The 16794-nt window shown below is 68.7% G+C and carries 13 protein-coding genes; 6 read left to right on the forward strand and 7 right to left on the reverse strand.

Annotated features, from left to right (window positions below):
- Nucleotides 1-9: 9 nt before the first annotated feature.
- The 3 genes from C0012_RS04445 to C0012_RS04455 all read left to right on the forward strand — a co-directional run bounded on the left by C0012_RS04445 (nucleotide 10) and on the right by C0012_RS04455 (nucleotide 6021).
- Complete coding sequence (locus C0012_RS04445; protein WP_110589569.1) at nucleotides 10-2511, forward strand: helix-turn-helix transcriptional regulator; 2502 nt, start codon at nucleotides 10-12, stop codon at nucleotides 2509-2511.
- A 703-nt stretch (nucleotides 2512-3214) separates the two neighbouring features.
- Nucleotides 3215-5020, forward strand: a complete 1806-nt coding sequence (locus C0012_RS04450) for an acetolactate synthase large subunit (protein ID WP_232527805.1) — start codon at nucleotides 3215-3217, stop codon at nucleotides 5018-5020.
- A gap of 29 nt (nucleotides 5021-5049) precedes the next feature.
- Nucleotides 5050-6021, forward strand: coding sequence for a helix-turn-helix transcriptional regulator (locus tag C0012_RS04455; protein WP_162621885.1), 972 nt, complete (start codon nucleotides 5050-5052; stop codon nucleotides 6019-6021).
- 61 nt (nucleotides 6022-6082) lie between these two features.
- On the opposite strand, the gene C0012_RS04460 is transcribed toward C0012_RS04455, so the two are convergent.
- Together C0012_RS04460 and C0012_RS04465 are read right to left on the reverse strand one after the other, a co-directional pair.
- Nucleotides 6083-6847, reverse strand: a complete 765-nt coding sequence (locus C0012_RS04460) for a phosphotransferase (RefSeq protein ID WP_232527770.1) — start codon at nucleotides 6845-6847, stop codon at nucleotides 6083-6085.
- On the reverse strand, nucleotides 6844-8109 hold the full coding sequence (locus C0012_RS04465; protein ID WP_198411055.1) for a winged helix-turn-helix domain-containing protein: 1266 nt from the start codon (nucleotides 8107-8109) through the stop codon (nucleotides 6844-6846). Before C0012_RS04465 ends, C0012_RS04460 begins: the two co-directional genes overlap by 4 nt.
- 190 nt (nucleotides 8110-8299) lie before the next feature.
- Between C0012_RS04465 and C0012_RS04470 the strand changes: the two genes are divergently transcribed.
- On the forward strand, nucleotides 8300-8707 hold the full coding sequence (locus C0012_RS04470; protein ID WP_110589566.1) for a transferase: 408 nt from the start codon (nucleotides 8300-8302) through the stop codon (nucleotides 8705-8707).
- Nucleotides 8708-8860: 153 nt separating this feature from the next.
- Here C0012_RS04470 and C0012_RS04475 read toward each other — a convergent pair whose 3' ends face one another.
- Complete coding sequence (locus tag C0012_RS04475) at nucleotides 8861-9820, reverse strand: acetylxylan esterase (RefSeq protein ID WP_110589565.1); 960 nt, start codon at nucleotides 9818-9820, stop codon at nucleotides 8861-8863.
- A gap of 214 nt (nucleotides 9821-10034) precedes the next feature.
- Between C0012_RS04475 and C0012_RS04480 the strand changes: the two genes are divergently transcribed.
- Nucleotides 10035-10745 (forward strand): LysR family substrate-binding domain-containing protein, encoded by a 711-nt coding sequence (locus C0012_RS04480; RefSeq protein WP_110589564.1) that lies wholly within the window; start codon nucleotides 10035-10037, stop codon nucleotides 10743-10745.
- 20 nt (nucleotides 10746-10765) lie between these two features.
- Here C0012_RS04480 and C0012_RS04485 read toward each other — a convergent pair whose 3' ends face one another.
- The 4 genes from C0012_RS04485 to C0012_RS04500 all read right to left on the reverse strand — a co-directional run bounded on the left by C0012_RS04485 (nucleotide 10766) and on the right by C0012_RS04500 (nucleotide 14312).
- Nucleotides 10766-10906 (reverse strand): methionine/alanine import family NSS transporter small subunit, encoded by a 141-nt coding sequence (locus C0012_RS04485; protein WP_110589563.1) that lies wholly within the window; start codon nucleotides 10904-10906, stop codon nucleotides 10766-10768.
- Nucleotides 10903-12471 (reverse strand): sodium-dependent transporter, encoded by a 1569-nt coding sequence (locus C0012_RS04490; protein WP_110589562.1) that lies wholly within the window; start codon nucleotides 12469-12471, stop codon nucleotides 10903-10905. The genes C0012_RS04485 and C0012_RS04490 overlap by 4 nt, the downstream gene beginning before the upstream one ends.
- A gap of 138 nt (nucleotides 12472-12609) precedes the next feature.
- On the reverse strand, nucleotides 12610-13083 hold the full coding sequence (locus C0012_RS04495; protein WP_110589561.1) for a glutaminase: 474 nt from the start codon (nucleotides 13081-13083) through the stop codon (nucleotides 12610-12612).
- Nucleotides 13084-13202: 119 nt separating this feature from the next.
- The gene (locus C0012_RS04500; protein WP_110589560.1) at nucleotides 13203-14312 is read right to left on the reverse strand and encodes a 5-methyltetrahydropteroyltriglutamate--homocysteine S-methyltransferase; all 1110 of its coding nucleotides are present in this window, start codon (nucleotides 14310-14312) and stop codon (nucleotides 13203-13205) included.
- Nucleotides 14313-14503: 191 nt separating this feature from the next.
- On the opposite strand from C0012_RS04500, the gene katG reads away from it, so the two are divergent.
- Complete coding sequence (katG, locus tag C0012_RS04505) at nucleotides 14504-16729, forward strand: catalase/peroxidase HPI (protein ID WP_110589559.1); 2226 nt, start codon at nucleotides 14504-14506, stop codon at nucleotides 16727-16729.
- Nucleotides 16730-16794: the final 65 nt, after the last annotated feature.

Consider the following 16794-nt stretch of genomic DNA (forward strand, 5'->3'; position numbering starts at 1 on the left):
GATCGCTGGATGGCGCTCCACCGCGAGCAGGGGATCGTCATGGTGTGCGGCGGCGCGGGAAGCGGAAAGACCTCGGCGCTCGTCGCGTGGGCCCAGAACGAAGTCGCCCGCGGCTCGCGGATAGCCTGGGTGACCCTCGACACCGAGCTCCGGCAGCGCGAGGTCTTCTGGAGCGCGGCGATGCAGCGACTCGCCGCCGCGGGATCCGACATCGACGACGATCTCCTCCGAGCGCTTCAGCAGCCGCCGGGCGCCATGACCCGGGCGCTCCTCCCCCTGCTCCTGGCCCAGTTCTCTCCCGATCGCGAGAGAGCCACCCTCGTGGTCGATCGAGGCGATCTCGCCGTTGAGACGCCGCTCTCCGACGACCTCATCTCCCTGTCGACGCAGGGCTCCTCCCTGCGGATCGTGTTCACGACACGTCGGAGCCCCGACGCGATCCCGGACGACGAGCGCACGCGGCACCGGTTCGCCGCGAGCCCTCCCGAGCTGCTGGTCTTCGACCGTGAGGAGACCTCGGCGCTGGCGGCGTTCTCAAACCGGTCCCACACAGACCACGACATCGAAGTCCTCCACGCGGCGACGGGCGGATGGCCGCTTGCCGTGCGCGCGGAACTCGACGATCGCGCGACGTCTCCCGCCCACCGCACGGTGGGATCCGCCACCCAGCAGATCGGCGCCCGCCTGGTCGACGAACTGCGCACGGATCCGAGCTTCCCGTCACTTCTGCCGCTGTCCGTCGCGGAAGTGCTCGACGAGCCCCTCGCGCGGGCCCTCGGCGCGTCCGACGACACCCTCCGCATGATGGACGACTGCGCGATTCGGGGCCTCGGATCGTGGGAAGACGATGGGCAGCGGAGGCGGTTCCGATTTCAGCCCGTGCTACGGAAGGCGCTGCGGCAGGAGCTCACAGCAGCTCACCCGCAGACCGCCCGCCGTTCTCTGGCGGCTCTCGCCGCCGAGCTCGAGGAGCGCGACGAACGACTCGCCGCATTCGCCGCGTCGATCGACGCGGAAGACTGGGCCCGAGCCTCGCGGCTCTATCGCCGTCGGATGAGCGGGCTCGCGGTACGCGAGACCGCCCACTCCGAGATCCTTCGTCGCATCCCGCCGTCGGCGCAACGGGAGCATCCCCTCCTGATGTTCGCCGTCGCCCACGACGACTTCATCATGGGGCGTCATGCAGCGGCCTTCCGCGGCTTCGAGCGCTTTCTCACCACGGCAGCTGAGCTGGGGCGATACAGCGCACGCCCCTCCGTCGACACGGCATGGATCCAGTGCTTCGTCACGTTGACTCTCCGACTCCTAGGGCGTCACGACAAGGCGGCATCTGCCACGATCCGGCTGATGGGGATCCTCGAGCAGGTCGACGATCCGACGCGAGAACTGGACGAGGCCGCTTCGATGTTCCTCAGCCAGGCCGCGGTATCGCTCTTGATGGCCGACCGGAGCGAGCGAGCGCTGACAGCGCTCGACGAAGCCGGGATCGACGTGCTCCCGGATCGTCCCGTCGTCGAACGCGCTCGCATCTTCTCGATGCGCTCGCTCGTGACGTCGCAGCGCGGCGAGATCGCGACGACGACGCAGTTGCTCGACGAGCTCGGGGATCTTCCTCTTCCGCCCGGCTACGGCGCCGCGTGCACGACGGTCCCGTCAACGATCGCAAACGCGCGCGCCCTCATCGAACAGGGCCGCGGTGAGGCGGCGGAAGAGCATCTCCGCCCGGCGGAAGCGTATCGGCGGGCCTCCGAGTTCTGGCCGTATCTGCTGGAGTGCGCCGTTCGGGCGCGCCTCCTGCGAGTCGGCCCCGCGGAGACGCTGGCGTTCCTGGACCAGCAGCTGGCGGGCGTCCTCACTCACCTGCGCGCCAGCGTCACGACGTCTGCGATGCTGACCACATTGCGGATCGACCTGCTTCTGGCCCAGCAGCGCATCGTCGACGCCCGGCTCTGCCTCGCCGAATCACCGCACCGGCGATCGCGCCTCTCGGATCTCGCGCGGGCTCGCGTCAGGCTGTTCGACGGAGACGCCGCGAGCGCGGCATCGATCGCAGCGCGTGCGCTCCGGCTTCCCGGCACCCCTCTGCAGGAGATGTCCTTCAGCCTGATTGCTGCAGCGGCAAGCCTCCGATTGTCCGACGACGAACAGACGGTGATCCGGCATGTGTCTCGGAGCGTCGATATCGCGCACCGCGAGAACCTGTCGTCCCCTTTCACCACGATTCCCGGCGCCGACCTGCAGGCGGTGCTCGCACACGCACCTGATCTCCGCATCGACATCCCGCTGTTCCCGGGATATGCCATGGGGGCTCCGGTCCATGTCGATCTGACTCCCCGCGAACGAGTCGTCCTCGACGCGATCGCCGAGGGCCGCTCCGTCGCCGAGACCGCCGCAGAGCTCTCGGTGTCGGCCAACACCGTGAAAGCGCAGCGCCGTTCGCTCTACCGCAAGCTCGGTGTCAGCAGCAGCGCCGCAGCTCTCGACGAAGCGCGTCGTCGGCACGTCTTCTGAGCCGACGACGAACGCCGTCCGCGCCCCGCTCAGGGATCCAGCCGACGCCCCTCGTACGGGAGGAGGCGCGGCGGCGGCTATGCCTGGCCGTCGCTGCGCCTCGGACGATGGCGTGATCCGAGAATCCGCATCCCTGGTCCGCCCCTGCGCATGTCCCCGCATCCCCGCCGGGGCACGGAAGCGGGGGCGCGCAGGATCCCTTCCGACCGCTCACTGCACGAGCGACCCGACGATTCTTCCCCTCGCCTGCGCGAGAACACAGCGGACGGCTGGGAGAAAGCGCTCATCCTGAGCGGCCCACGCGCACCGATGGACAGGCCCTGCGTCGGCCAGAAGACCGAACGTCCCTGCGACAAAGCGTCGCTCGCGACCGCGCTATGGTCGATCCACTGCAGATGCACCTCTCACCCATTCGGGTGCATCACCGATGCTTCGCCGGCACCTCCGGGTCACGCAGCCACGACACGACGACACCTGTCGCGGTGACGACTCGATTCGGGCAATTCGAACCCGGATCCTCCGGCCCTCCGCCGTGCACCATCTTCCGGTGACGCGCAGCCTTCCGCGCTCTTCCGGTTCGACCATGAGGAGACTCCTCTTGCCCACGAACGTCATCCCGTCCTCGCCCAGCACTGGATCGTCCGGCCCCGCCCTGCGCCCATCATCGACACCCCCGCTTCCGACGCTCACCGCCGATGCCTCGATGACCGGCGCCGAGGCCGTCGTGCGGTCGCTCGAGCTCCTCGGAGTCACCGACGTGTTCGGGATCCCGGGAGGGAGCATCCTCCCGGTGTACGACGCCCTTCTCGACTCCGACCGGATCCGGCACGTGCTCGTCCGCCATGAGCAAGGCGCCGGTCACGCGGCGGAAGGCTACGCGTCGGCTTCCGGTCGGCTCGGCGTCGCCATCGCGACGAGCGGTCCGGGAGCAACGAACCTCGTGACCGCGATGATGGACGCGAAGTCCGACTCGGTGCCCCTGCTGGTGATCACCGGCCAGGTCCCGTCGCACCTCATCGGCACCGACGCCTTCCAAGAGGCGGACATCGTCGGGATCACGGCGCCGATCACGAAGCACTCGTTCCTTGTCACGGACGTATCCGAGATCCCCGGAACGATCAGCAAGGCGCATCGTCTTGCGCTCAGCGGACGACCGGGCCCCGTCCTCGTCGACATCCCGAAGGACGCCCAGCTGAATCGGGCGCCCTTCCACTGGCCGCAAGAAGGAATCGAGCATCTCCCTCAGACACCCCAACCTCATCGCGGGCAGCTCGCGAAGGCCGCGTCAGAGATCGCACGCTCCCGCCGGCCCGTGCTGTACGTCGGCGGCGGTGTCGTGCGGGCACGGGCCGCAGAAGAGCTCCGCGAGCTCGCTGAGCTCACGGGAATACCCGTTGTGACGACCCTGATGGCGCGCGGAGCATTCCCCGACTCGCATCGCATGAATCTCGGGATGCCGGGGATGCACGGCAGCATCCCCGCCGTGATCGGGTTGCAGAAGTCAGACCTGCTCATCGCCATCGGCGCTCGTTTCGACGAGCGCGTGACGGGAGAACGCGCCCTTTTCGCTCCGCAAGCGCGCGTCATCCACATCGACATCGATCCGGCCGAGATCTCGAAGCTTCGGCAAGCGGATGTCCCGATCGTCGCGGACGCCCGCGCAGGAATCGCAGGTCTGACCGCTGCGATCCGGGAGACCAGCTCCTCGCCACGGCGACTGGACGAATGGTGGCGGTTTCTTGACGGGCTCGCCCGCGAGTATCCCTTGGGATACACGGCGACCTCCGACGGCTTGATCGCACCGCAGCACGTCCTCAGCCGGATCAGCGCGATCACGGGCCCGGAAGCGATCTATACCTCGGGCGTCGGGCAGCATCAGATGTGGGCCGCGCAGTTCATCTCGTTCGAGCGTCCGAACTCCTGGCTCAATTCCGGGGGCGCGGGCACCATGGGCTACTCGGTTCCGGCGGCTATGGGAGCCAAAGTGGCAGACCCAGAACGAGTCGTCTGGGCGATCGATGGCGACGGGTCATTCCAGATGACCCACCAGGAGCTCGCAACGTGCGCGATCAATGACATTCCGATCAAGGTGGCGGTGATCAACAACTCGTCTCTCGGAATGATCAGGCAATGGCAGAAGCTCTTCTATTCCGAGCGCTATTCGCACAGCAACCTGGATGACGGACCGCGGAGATCCCGGATCCCCGACTTCGTGAAGCTCGCCGAGGCGCACGGATGCGCGGCGCTTCGCGTCGAGCGGGAGAGCGATGTGGATGCCGCGATCACCGCGGCGCTGGCCATCGACGACAGGCCCGTCGTCATCGACTTCGTCGTCAGCGCCGACTCCATGGTCTGGCCGATGGTCCCCCAGGGCGTGGGGAACAGCGCGATCCAGTATCGGCGCGACTATGACCTCGCTTTCAGCGGAGAGGAGGAACTCCCGCGAAACGGCCTGCGCCGCCAGAATGGTCTTCAGCAGTCTGTGGACGAGGAGAGGGAGATCACGTGACGTGCACTCCGCCGCAGGATTCGGGGCGCGTGTCTCTCCCACGCCGTCACGGCCCCATCGGGGCTGTCACCGAAGACGGCGAAGCGTCGCGGGAACAGCAGAGCGATGCCTGGATCCGAGTCGTCTTCGTCCGGCGCGGGAACGCCAAGATCTCCTGGGCTCACGGCTCCCGCACCGTTTACAGCGGCGACGTCGCCCTCATCGGGCCGCGTGCATCAGCGACGATCTCGGATCGCGCGGAAGCGACCACCACGACGCTCTTTCTCGACTGGCAGTATGCAGTAGACCAGGTCTACTGGCAGAGTTTCGGTTTCGTCGAGGACCGCATCGAGGCCGCGAAGATCCTGAATCGGGCCTATGCCCCAGGTGTGCTGTTCGCTCAGTTGCACGCATCGCAACGAGAGGTCATTGAGCCTCGGATCGACCGGATCGCTGAACTCTGCGCGGCCCCGTTGACACGAACGTGTAACTACCTCATCAACGCACATTTCCACGAGGTCATGAGCGTGCTGGTGACGTCGCTTCCTCCCGTTCTCGCCCCTCCCGGCGATCCCGAGGAGATACTCCCCTTCGACGCGCCAACCGCGGTCCTGGAGCCCCACGGAACGCGGCCCGAAGCGCGCCTCGCGTCCGCGCTCCTGCGCAACGCCCCCTCCCGGCGCTGGACTCTCGACGAGCTGGCGGCTGCCGTCAGCCTGTCAACATCGCAGCTATGTCGCGTCTTCGCGGACACCTACGGGCAGACTCCGCGCGCCTATCTCGCGGATACCCGGCTCACGCTGCTCGCGGACATCCTGCGCGACACCGAGATGCCCGTGACAGCAGCGATCCGCCACGTCGGCTGGACGAACCGCGGCCACGCCTCTCGACGCTTTCGAGATCGGTTCGGCCTCACGCCATCGGACTACCGCGAGGCGATGAGCCGACGAACTGCTCCTCCGGAGACGGAACCGCACGGCTCGCGCTCGGACTCGGCACGCTCCCGAACGCGCGCTCGGTAGGGCCGCACTCCCGCGCGTGGACGATCCCTCGTAACCGACATGGGCGGGCGCCATGCGCACATCACTCCGTGTTCCACAGCGCGCGGAAGAACGCGATCCGGCCGGGATCGGCGTCGACGCCATACCCCGCATACACCTCATCATCGACACCCTCGCCGTAGTTCCAGACCGTGCTCATCGCCAGGACGGCGAGATCGGCCCAGAAGTCCGCGACGCCGAGGGCGCCCAGATCGACATAAGCGACCGCGCGGCCGTCGGCGTCGAGAAGCGTGTTCGGGGCGCACGCGTCGCCGTGGCAGACGACGAGGCGCGCGGGATCCGGCTCCGCCGCCGTCAGGCGCGCGCGCTCGTCGGCATCGGCGATGCGCGCGAGGCGATCCTCATTCGACCACGTCCAGGGGCATTCGTCGACGGGCAGCGCCTCGTGCAGAGCGCGCAGACCCGCCCCGAGCGCACGGGCTGTCTGCGTCGGCGTCTCGGTCCAGGGAGCGAGCACGGCGGACGTGCCCGGGATCGTCTCCGTGATGAGCGCCCTCCCCTCGCCATCGCCCAGCAGCGCAACGACGGGCGGGACGGTCGCGTGTGCGGAGGCCCATCGGAGCCGCTCCGCCTCGGCATCGAGATCGGGCGGCGAGCCCACCGGCTGCCATTTCACGTGCCGCGGCGCATGCGTCCCGACGGCGGGCAGACGGAACGTCAGGCCTCCGTCGCCGTTGCGCCACACGGCCTCAGCACGATCGCCACCGGGCAGTGCCGCGACGAGCCCCGGGGTCTCGACGTTCGTCGGCACGTGCGCAAGGTCGCTCGGGATTCGCACGCCGCTCACATCCCTCTCGCGTTCGGATGGTCGTGGCGCTCGGCGTCGAGGACCGCGGCGAGGTGTTCGGTCGCGTCGCCCCAGCGCGACACCGTGATGCGGTCGAGGCCCTGCCATTCCGCGGCACGCGCGAGCTCTGCCGCGATCCGTTCCGACGCGTGGCCGGTCGACGCGTGCTCCTCCCACCACGCAGACTGGACCCGCAGGGCGGACGAACCCCTGTCGGCCTTGAGGTCGATGCGCCCCACCACACGATCGTCGACGACGACGGGCAGCGAGTAGTAGCCGAAGCGACGCTTCGGCTGCGGCACGTAGATCTCGATCCGATAGTGGAAGTCGAAGAGGCGCTCAGCGCGATCGCGGAACCAGACGACCGGATCGAACGGCGTGAGCAGCGCCGTCTGCTCGATGCCGCGCGGCACGCGTGCATCGCGGTGGATCCACGCGGGAAGCGCGCGCCCTGCCGCATCAGTCCACCCCTCGACGCGCACCGGAGAGAGCTCGCCTGCCTCGACGAGATCATCGACGGCCTCACGCACGGCGCGCTGGTCTCGCAGGCGGTAGTAGTCGTTCAGATCGGACAGCGAGGCGACGCCGGAGGCCTTCGCCGCCCGCCGAACGAGCTCGCGCACGGCATCCTGCCGAGGAGCATCCACGCCGAGCAGGTGTGCCGGCACGATGTGCTCGGCGAGCCCGTACACGCGTTCGAAGCCCTCGCGCCCCGCGATCGCAACCTCGCCACCCGCCCACAGATACTCGAGAGCGCGCTTCGCATGATCCCAGTCCCACCAGGGGCCGCCGCGCGATGTGCGCACGACCGACTCGATATCGGCGGGCCGCAGCGGGCCGCGGTCGGCGAGCTCGGCGCGCACCCGCCCGATGACGTCGGCGTTGTCGGCCGCCCACGCGCCCCAGCGCCCGGATCGTGCCACGACGTCGGCGCGGCGAAACCCCCACAGAGGCCAGTCGTCGGTGGGCATGAACGCTGCCTCGTGCGCGAGGTACTCGACGTAGGGCGCCGGCCGCTCGGCGCGCCCCTTCCGGAAGACGAGACGATCGAGGAGCGCGGGGTCGTACGGCCCGATCCGCGAGAACAGAGGCATGTAGTGCGACCGCGCGAACACGTTCACCGAGTCGATCTGCAGTACGCCCATGCGCGCGATCGCCGCAGACAGCGACCGGGTGGTCGTCGCCCCCGGGCGTGCCCCGCCCATCCCCTGTGCCGCAAGCGCCGTGCGCCGCGCCTCTGCCTTCGAAAGCGTCGTCCTCACCACACGCACGACGCTATCCGGATCCTCCGACAAACGAAGGAGGCGCTGCTCTCAGCCGACCCATAGGGGGCCTCCAGCGCTCACATGGCGGCCGGACGCACGATAGCCACATCCAACGCGGGAATAACGCCCCCACGACGGTCGTTATCCCGAATGTCCGACCAGAACCGTCAACCTGCGGAAGGACACTGTGGGCAAGAACTACGTAGACATCGAAGACGACCAGGGCGGCGTCCTGCGCTATCGCAAGCACGCCAATGGCCGAGGCCTTGTCGCGCATGGCGCGAAGGTCGCCGCGACGGCCCGCGTCGAAGCCGGCGCGTACATCGAGCCGCACGCGCGCGTGCTCGAAGGCGCGCAGATCGCCGCAGGCGCCTGGATCGAACCGGGCGCGGTCATCGGACCGGGCGCAGTGATCGACGCAAATGCGCACATCGGCCCCGAGGCCGCCGTCGGCGCGAAGGCGAAGATCGGCGTTCGCAGCCAGATCGGACGTGGCGCTCAGGTCGCCGGTGGCTCCCTCATCGGCGACGACGAGACGATCCGCGACGGCGCGAAGGTCGCCACCGACCGCCGAGGCTTTCATCTCGCGGCCTGACACGGCGATCCCCCGACCACGAAGGGCCGCTCACTCGTCAGAGTGAGCGGCCCTTCGCACATCGCCCGAACACAACGCAGTCAATACGGGCTGCGAGGTTTCGGTTCCCGGCCGCACGGCTGAATCGGCCGCGAATCGACTGCGTTGTGTTGGTCAGACGCGCTCGCGCAGCCAGTCGAGCTGGATCCTCCGCTGGAGCGCCCCGCCGCCTTCATGCCCGTTGTACGGGTACACCTCGATCTGCCGGTCGTCGGACGCCCACGCGTTGAAGGCGCCGAACACCGTCGACGGCGGGCAGACCTGGTCCATGAGAGCGACCGAGAAGATCGTCGGCGCCGTCGCGCGGGTCGCGAGATTCACGCCGTCGAAGTACTGCAGCGTGCGGAAGGTCTCGTCGACGCGGTCCCTGTGCGCCGTGAGGTACGAGACGATCTCGGAATACGGCGCTGCGTCGGTGACCGACGTCGCGCGCGGAAAATCGCAGAGGAACGGCACATCGATGATCGCGCCGGCAACACCTTCGCCGAGCGCCGTCGCCGCGATGCCGATCCCGCCGCCCTGGCTTCCGCCCGCGGTGAAGACGGGAACCCCCGGCGCGAGCTCGCGCGCGACGTCGATCGCGAGCGCCGCGTCGGTGAATACGCGACGGTAGAAGTACGTCTCGGGAGAACGAACGCCGCGCGTCATGCTGCCGGGTGCTGCCGGATCGGATCCGTGCGGGTCGGCCGTGTCACCGGGCGACCACTGCCCGTACCCCTGCCCGCGGGTGTCGACCTTGAGGTGCCCGTAGCCGGCGAGCGCCCACTCAGACTGCTGGTGCGCGAAGCCGCGCCCGCCCGAATATCCGATGAACTCGACCACGATCGCCGTCGGATCCGCGTGCGCGGGGCGGTGGTACCACGCCGATATCGGATCCCCCGCGAAGCCCGAGAATGTCACATCGCTCGTGTCGACGAGAGTGAGCCCGTTGTCGACCTCGCGCGCGTAGGTCTCACCGTGCGCCGCGCGGCTGCCCTCGAGCGTGCTCGCCCAGAACTCGTCGAAGTCGTCGGGGACGACCTGGTCGGAATGACGCCCGCGCAACTCTGCAAGCGGGAGATCGAAATGTGCCACCTGGGTTCCTCTCGTCACGGCGAGCGTATCGCCCGCGCGGCGACGTGAGGCGCGGACCCGGCGGCGTCGGCGCAGGATTCCTCGGAGAATCGCCGATTCTGCGGAGGTGATCGGCCGTGCGGATCCGTGGGTTCGGAGATTCTCCGTCGTTCCGAACCAGCGGCCTGCGCCGCCCCGCGCGAGGCGGCGAAGCGGCGCCGAATAGGCTGGGCGCATGGCGCAGAAGAAGGCACCCCGCGGCGGCAGGCCGCGGGCGGGATCTACGAAGGGATCCGCCCCGCGACGCGGGCGTCCCCCACAGAACCAGCCCGCGCCGCGCGAAGCTCCCGCCCGGCTGCCGGTGTTCCGCCTCGGCACGATTCCCGGCGCGACGCCGGGAAAGTGGATCGAGCGCTGGCGGACGCAGCGCCCCTACCAGCGAATCGAACTCGAGCAGCTCGATGTCGCCACGCAGCTCGATGCCCTCCGCGACGGCCTGGTCGACGCGGCGATCTGCCGTCTCCCGATGGCCGACGACGATCTGCACATCGTGGGGCTGTACGACGAGATCGTGGTCGTCGTGATCGCCGCAGACTCCCACCTCACGGTGGTGGAAGAGCTCGAACCCGGCGACCTCGCGGGCGAGGTCCTGATCACGCCCCGCGACGACGTGCTCGGGCCGCTCGATCTGCCGACCGAGGCACCGGCCTTCGACCCCGTCGCGACGACCGAGGACGCGATCGCTACGGTGGCGTCGGGCGTCGGCATCGTCGTCGTGCCGATGTCACTCGCCCGCCTGCATCATCGTCGCGATGTGACCTTCCGGCCGCTCGCGGGCGCCCCCGCCTCCCGGGTCGTGCTCGCGTGGCTGCGGCGGCGCGACGACGAGGACGTGCAGGCTCTCGTCGGCATCACCCGGGGCCGTACGGCGCGCTCGTCGCGCTGAGCGCGACGAGCGCGCCCGGGTCAGTCGGTCGCCGGATCCTCGCCGCCCTCGGGATAGGAGGTCGTCTCGGGGCGGGCGACGAGGAAGCCGATGCTCCCGAGCAGGCCGCCCCAGATGACCACGGCCGCGATGACGAGGAACAGGATGGCGACGGCGCTCATCGGGCGCCTCCCTTCACACGGAGCTGCTCGTTCGTGGGCCACGCCTCGAACTTGTCGGGGTCATGGCGCCACGTGATGAGCGGCAGGATGATGGCGGCGGCGAGGGCGACGACGATGCTGCCCCACCCGGCGACGCCGAGGTACCAGGCGTCGTACCCCTCGTATCCGTTGGTGACGAGCTCGACGATCTTCGCCACGAGGATGTAGGTGAGCACGGCCGGCGCGAGCAGACCGGCGAAGAAGATCCAGAGCTTGCCGACGCGGAACGTCGACACCGCGTTGAGATGCTTCGCCAGTTCGCCGCCGCGCCCCTTCACCCAGATGACGATGACGGTCATGACGATCGCCGAGGCGACGATGCCGATGTTGTTCGTCCACTGGTCGATCGTGTCGAGGGCTGTGAGGCCCGACGTCGTGCCGAGCAGCAGGATCGAGATCAGCGCGAGAATCGCGATGCCCCCGACGGCCTGACCGCGCGTGAGACCGAACTTGTCGCGGATCGCCGCGATGACGACCTCGAGGATCGAGATGAGCGAGGTGAGCCCCGCGAGGGTGAGCGTGCCGAAGAACAGCACACCGACCCAGGCACCGCCCGGGATCTCGCTGACGATCGCGGGGAAGGTCATGAACGCGAGCCCGACGCCGGCGAGCCCGTCGAGATCACCGACGGTGACGCCCTGCTGGTACGCGAAGAAGCCGAGAGTGGAGAACACACCGATGCCGGCGAGGATCTCGAAGGAAGAGTTTCCGAAGGCGACCACGAATCCTGCGCCCGTCATGTTCGACCGACGACGACGGTACGAGGCGTAGGTGATCATGATGCCGAAGGCGATCGACAACGAGAAGAACACCTGGCCGTACGCGGCGATCCACACGCCCGGATCCGTGAGCGCGGCGAAGTCGGGCGAGAAGAACTCGTTGAGCCCCTCGAGCGCCCCGGGCAGGAACAGCGCGCGGATCACGAGCACGAGGAAGGTGACGATGAGCAGCGGGATGATGACGATGTTCGCCCGCTGAACGCCCTTCACAACGCCCGCACCCATGATCACGAGCGCGATGATCCACATCAGCACGAGCGGGATCAGCACGCCCGGCACGAAGTCGAAGGTCGCGGGTTCGCCGGCGACCTGCAGATAGTCGGCGACGAAGAAGGTCGTCGTATCGGATCCCCACCGCTCGTCGAACGCGAAGACGAAGTAGCTCGCCGCCCACGCGAGCACGCCCGTGTAGTAGATCGCGATGAGAGCCGCGATGGCGACCTGGAACCACCCGACGCTCTCGCCCAGCTTCCCGCCGAGGCGCCGCAGCGCGAGCGGAGCCGAGCCGCGGAATCGGTGGCCGATCGCGTAGTCGAGGAACAGGATCGGGATTCCCGCCGTGATGAGCGCCACGAGGTACGGGATGAGGAAGGCGCCGCCGCCCGACTCGTATGCAACTCCGGGGAAGCGCCAGATGTTTCCGAGGCCCACGGCGGAGCCGATCGCGGACAGGATGAAGCCCACCTGGCCCGTCCATTGCTCACGCTCGGGGACGGCAGCGGTGTTCGTGTGCTGAGATCGCGACATTGCGCTCCTTGGAAGGTCTGGCGGCGTCCGGGTCCGCCCCGGCGCCGGTGCCGTGCCAGAAAGAGTACGACGAACCCCCGACGTTCCAACAGATCCCCGCGCGATCCCGCGTGTTCCTCCGATCCCGGAGAGCGAGGTTCAGTCGGCGCGACCCCGCACGAGACGGATCCGCTCGTCCAGGTATTCGTCGAGCGGAGCGAGGAATCCCGCGGGCGACCAGCGCACCATCACCCGCCCATCGCGGCGCACGAGGGGACCTGAATCTGCGGCTTCGAGGTCGAGCGGCGCCCACGCGATGTGGCACGTCTCGCCCTCTGCGAAGCCACCACGGAAGGCCATGGCGGCGAGCGCCGCCCGCTCTCGCTGCGACTCGGCCGTGTACCCGCGGCGAACCTCAGCGGCAGAACGCAGGATGTCGCCGGTGCCCCAGACGGTGTCGTCCCCGACGAGGAGAACGCCGAGATGCCACGCCTCGGCGACGGGTGCGAGGACGGGGCGTCCGCCGAGTACGCGACGGATCCGCCCCGGTTCCCGCACGGCGCCGAGCCGCACGCGCGGCACCTCGGCGAGCCGCGCGCGGGCGTCATCGATCAGCGCGGTCGGGTCTGTCACCCCACCAGCCTACGAACCCCCAACACAACGCAGTCAATTCCGGCATCGCGCGCACCGGCACGCGGGCCTACCCGTCCTTGAGGCTCAGATCGACTGCGTTGTGTTGGCAGGCAGCGCGGTTAGCCCCAGACGCGCCCGGCGATGTCGACGACGTGGCGGATCTTCGCCCACTGTTCGTCCTCGCTGAGCACGTTCCCTTCCTCGGTCGAGGCGAATCCGCACTGCGGTGAGAGCGCGAGCTGTTCGAGCGGTGCGTGCTCGGCTGCCTCGCGGATGCGCTGCTCGATCTCGGCCGGTTCCTCGAGCTCGCCGGACTTCGTCGTGACGAGACCCAGCACGACCGTCTGCGTGCCCGGCTTCAGGAAGCGCAGCGGTTCGAAGCCTCCCGCGCGGTCGCTGTCGTACTCGAGGAAGAAGCCGTCGTAGTTCGTGGCGAAAAGGTGCTCGGCGATGGGCTCGTAGCCGCCCGAAGAGATCCACGTCGAGCGGAAGTTGCCGCGACAGATGTGCGTCGTGACGACGAGATCGTCGGGCTTGCCATCAAGCACACGATTGAGAATGTCGCGGTACCGCTCGCCGAGCCCATCGGTCTCGATTCCACGCTCGGTCTTCGCACGCTCAAGCTCGGTCTCGCTGCAGAGGTAAGCCCACGCGGTGTCGTCGAACTGCAGATAGCGGCATCCCTCCGCGTAGAACGCGGCGATCGCGTCGCGGTACGCCTGCACGAGGTCATCGACGTAGTCGTCGCGCGTGGCGTACTCGTTGGCGACGAGATTGTCGGGCTCGACGCGGAAGTCGAGCACGGTCGGCGCCGGAATCGACTGCTTCGGCGTGACGCCCGCCGCCTCCGCAAGCGGCTTGAGCGCGCGCCAGTGCTCGAGCATCGGGTGATCGCCGAACGCGATCCGGCCGTTGATCTGAACGGCCTTCTGCTTCGTCTGCGCTCCCTGGAAGGGCAGCCCGTGGTCCGTCTCGACGATGTCCACGCCGTCGAGCCCGCCGAAGAAATCGAAGTGCCACCAGGATCGGCGGAACTCGCCATCGGTCGCAAGCGACAGACCGGACTGTGCCTGATGCGTCACGAGCGCGGCGATGTGCTCGTCCTCGACGGCGCGCAGGGCGGCGGCGTCGATCTCGCCGCTCGCGGCCTGCGCGCGGGCCGTCTTGATCTCGGCGGGACGGAGGAAGGATCCGACGATGTCGGCGCGATACGGAGGGTTCACACTCATGGCGTACACGTTATCCGCGCGGCGTCTGTGAACAGTGCCTGTGCGACACGCGCGGAAATCTGATGCGACTGCCAAGACGGTCGCGCTCGCTGGCTCCGTGCGCTACATTTGAGTCATTCAAATCTTCGCGGGACAACCCGTCGCGTTGAACGATCCTCACCCACCGCTTCCGACCTCTTCGAAAGGCGATCATGACTGAGAGCAGCGGCACCTGTCCGTTCGGATACGGCTCCGGCGACCCCGACGCGCAGGAGAACCCGACCGTCGCGGGCGATCACACCCACGACGGCTCCCCCTCCGGCCACGGTGGGCTCGTCCACCCGACCCAAGGCAGCGCGAACAGCGAGTGGTGGCCGAACAAGCTCAACCTCCGGATCCTCGCGAAGAACCCGACGGTCTCGAACCCGCTCGGCGGCGACTTCGACTACAAGGAAGCCTTCGAGAACCTCGACCTGGCGGCCGTCAAGGCCGACCTCGCCGAGGCCATCACGACCTCGCAGGACTGGTGGCCCGCTGACTTCGGCCACTACGGCCCGTTCATGATCCGCATGGCGTGGCACTCGGCCGGCACCTACCGCTCGCACGACGGACGCGGTGGCGGCGGATCCGGCATGCAGCGCTTCGCCCCGCTGAACTCGTGGCCCGACAACGTGCTGCTCGATCGCGCGCGCCGCCTGCTGTGGCCCGTCAAGCAGAAGTACGGCCAGTCCATCTCGTGGGCCGACCTCATGATCCTCGCCGGCAACGTCGCGCTCGAGACCATGGGCTTCCCGACGTTCGGCTTCGCCGGCGGCCGTCCCGACGTGTGGGAGGCCGACGACGACGTCTACTGGGGCCCCGAGAAGGTGTGGCTCGATGCCGAGCGCTACAAGGGCGACCGCGAGCTCGACGCGCCCTTCGCCGCAACGCAGATGGGCCTCATCTACGTCAACCCCGAGGGCCCGGGCGGAAACCCGGATCCGCTTCTCGCGGCGAAGGACATTCGCGACACGTTCGGCCGCATGGGCATGAACGACGAGGAGACCGTGGCGCTCATCGCGGGTGGCCACACCTTCGGCAAGACCCACGGCGCGCACCCCGACGACAAGCAGGGCCCCGACCCCGAAGCAGCCCCGCTCGAGCAGCAGGGCCTCGGCTGGAAGCAGGGCTACGGCGATGGCCGCGGAGGCAACGACACGGTCGGATCCGGCCTCGAGGTCACGTGGACCTACCACCCGGCGCGCTGGGACAACGAGTTCTTCCACATCCTCTACGCGTACGAGTGGGAGCTCTTCGAGTCGGCCGCGGGCGCGAAGCAGTGGCGTCCGAAGGACGGCGGCGGCGCCGACCTGACGCCCATGGCGCACGGTGAGGGCCACCGCGAGCCGCGCATGCTCACGACCGATCTCTCGCTGCGCATGGACCCTGGTTTCGATGAGATCTCGCGCCGCTTCCGCGAGGACCAGACCGCGTTCACCGACGCCTTCGCCCGCGCATGGTTCAAGCTGACCCACCGCGACATGGGCCCGAAGGCGCGTTACCTCGGCCCCGAGGTGCCTGCTGAGGACCTCATCTGGCAGGACCCGCTGCCCGAGCAGACCGCGGCGACCGACGACGCGGCGATCGCGAAGGCGAAGCAGCTCGTCGCAGAGTCGGGCCTCACGGTGCAGCAGCTCGTGTCGACGGCGTGGAAGGCAGCGGCGACGTTCCGCTCGTCCGACAAGCGCGGCGGCCCGAACGGCGGCCGGATCCGCCTCGAGCCGCAGGTGAGCTGGAAGGTGAACCAGCCCGAGCAGCTGAAGCCCGTCATCGCGAAGCTCGAGGAGATCGCGGAGGCGTCGGGCGTGTCCTTCGCCGACGTCGTCGTCCTCGCGGGCGGCGTGGGTGTCGAGCAGGCCGCCGAGGCAGCCGGCTTCGGCGTGCAGGTTCCGTTCACCCCGGGACGCGTCGACGCGACGCAGGAGCAGACCGACCCCGAGCAGTTCGCCTGGCTCGAGCCGGTCGCCGACGGGTTCCGCAACTACGACAGCGGCTTCATCGACCTGCCCAGCGAGTACCTGCTGCTCGACCGCGCCAACCACCTCGGGGTCAGCGCCCCGCAGATGACGGCGCTCGTCGGCGGACTGCGCGTGCTCGGGAACAACTGGGACGGATCCGAGCTCGGTGTGTTCACCGAGACGCCGGGCGCGCTCACGAACGACTTCTTCGTGAACCTGCTCGTCAACGGCGTCTCGTGGACGCCCGACGCCGACGAGAAGACGTACACGAGCGACTCGGGCCTCACCGGATCCCGCGTCGACCTCGTCTTCGGCTCGAACAGCGAGCTGCGCGCCATCGCCGAGGTCTACGCCTCGGCCGACGCGAAGGAGAAGTTCGTGAACGACTTCGTCGCCGCCTGGGTCCAGGTCATGGAGAACGACCGCTTCGACCTGAGCTGAGCCTCAGCGCACCGAAAGGGCCGCCCCGCATTCCGCGGGGCGGCCCTTTCCGTTGCCATCCCCCG

The sequence above is a fragment of the Microbacterium suaedae genome, from assembly GCF_003254645.1.
Classification (GTDB): domain Bacteria; phylum Actinomycetota; class Actinomycetes; order Actinomycetales; family Microbacteriaceae; genus Microbacterium; species Microbacterium suaedae.

Excerpts from the sequence above, each read along its gene's own strand:
- C0012_RS04445 (WP_110589569.1), top strand. The coding sequence starts at position 10 with ATGGCGCTCCACCGCGAGCAGGGGATCGTCATGGTGTGCGGCGGCGCG.
- C0012_RS04450 (WP_232527805.1), top strand. The coding sequence starts at position 3,215 with ATGACCGGCGCCGAGGCCGTCGTGCGGTCGCTCGAGCTCCTCGGAGTC.
- C0012_RS04480 (WP_110589564.1), top strand. The coding sequence starts at position 10,035 with ATGGCGCAGAAGAAGGCACCCCGCGGCGGCAGGCCGCGGGCGGGATCT.
- C0012_RS04485 (WP_110589563.1), bottom strand. The coding sequence starts at position 10,906 with ATGAGCGCCGTCGCCATCCTGTTCCTCGTCATCGCGGCCGTGGTCATC.
- C0012_RS04490 (WP_110589562.1), bottom strand. The coding sequence starts at position 12,471 with ATGTCGCGATCTCAGCACACGAACACCGCTGCCGTCCCCGAGCGTGAG.
- C0012_RS04500 (WP_110589560.1), bottom strand. The coding sequence starts at position 14,312 with ATGAGTGTGAACCCTCCGTATCGCGCCGACATCGTCGGATCCTTCCTC.
- katG (WP_110589559.1), top strand. The coding sequence starts at position 14,504 with ATGACTGAGAGCAGCGGCACCTGTCCGTTCGGATACGGCTCCGGCGAC.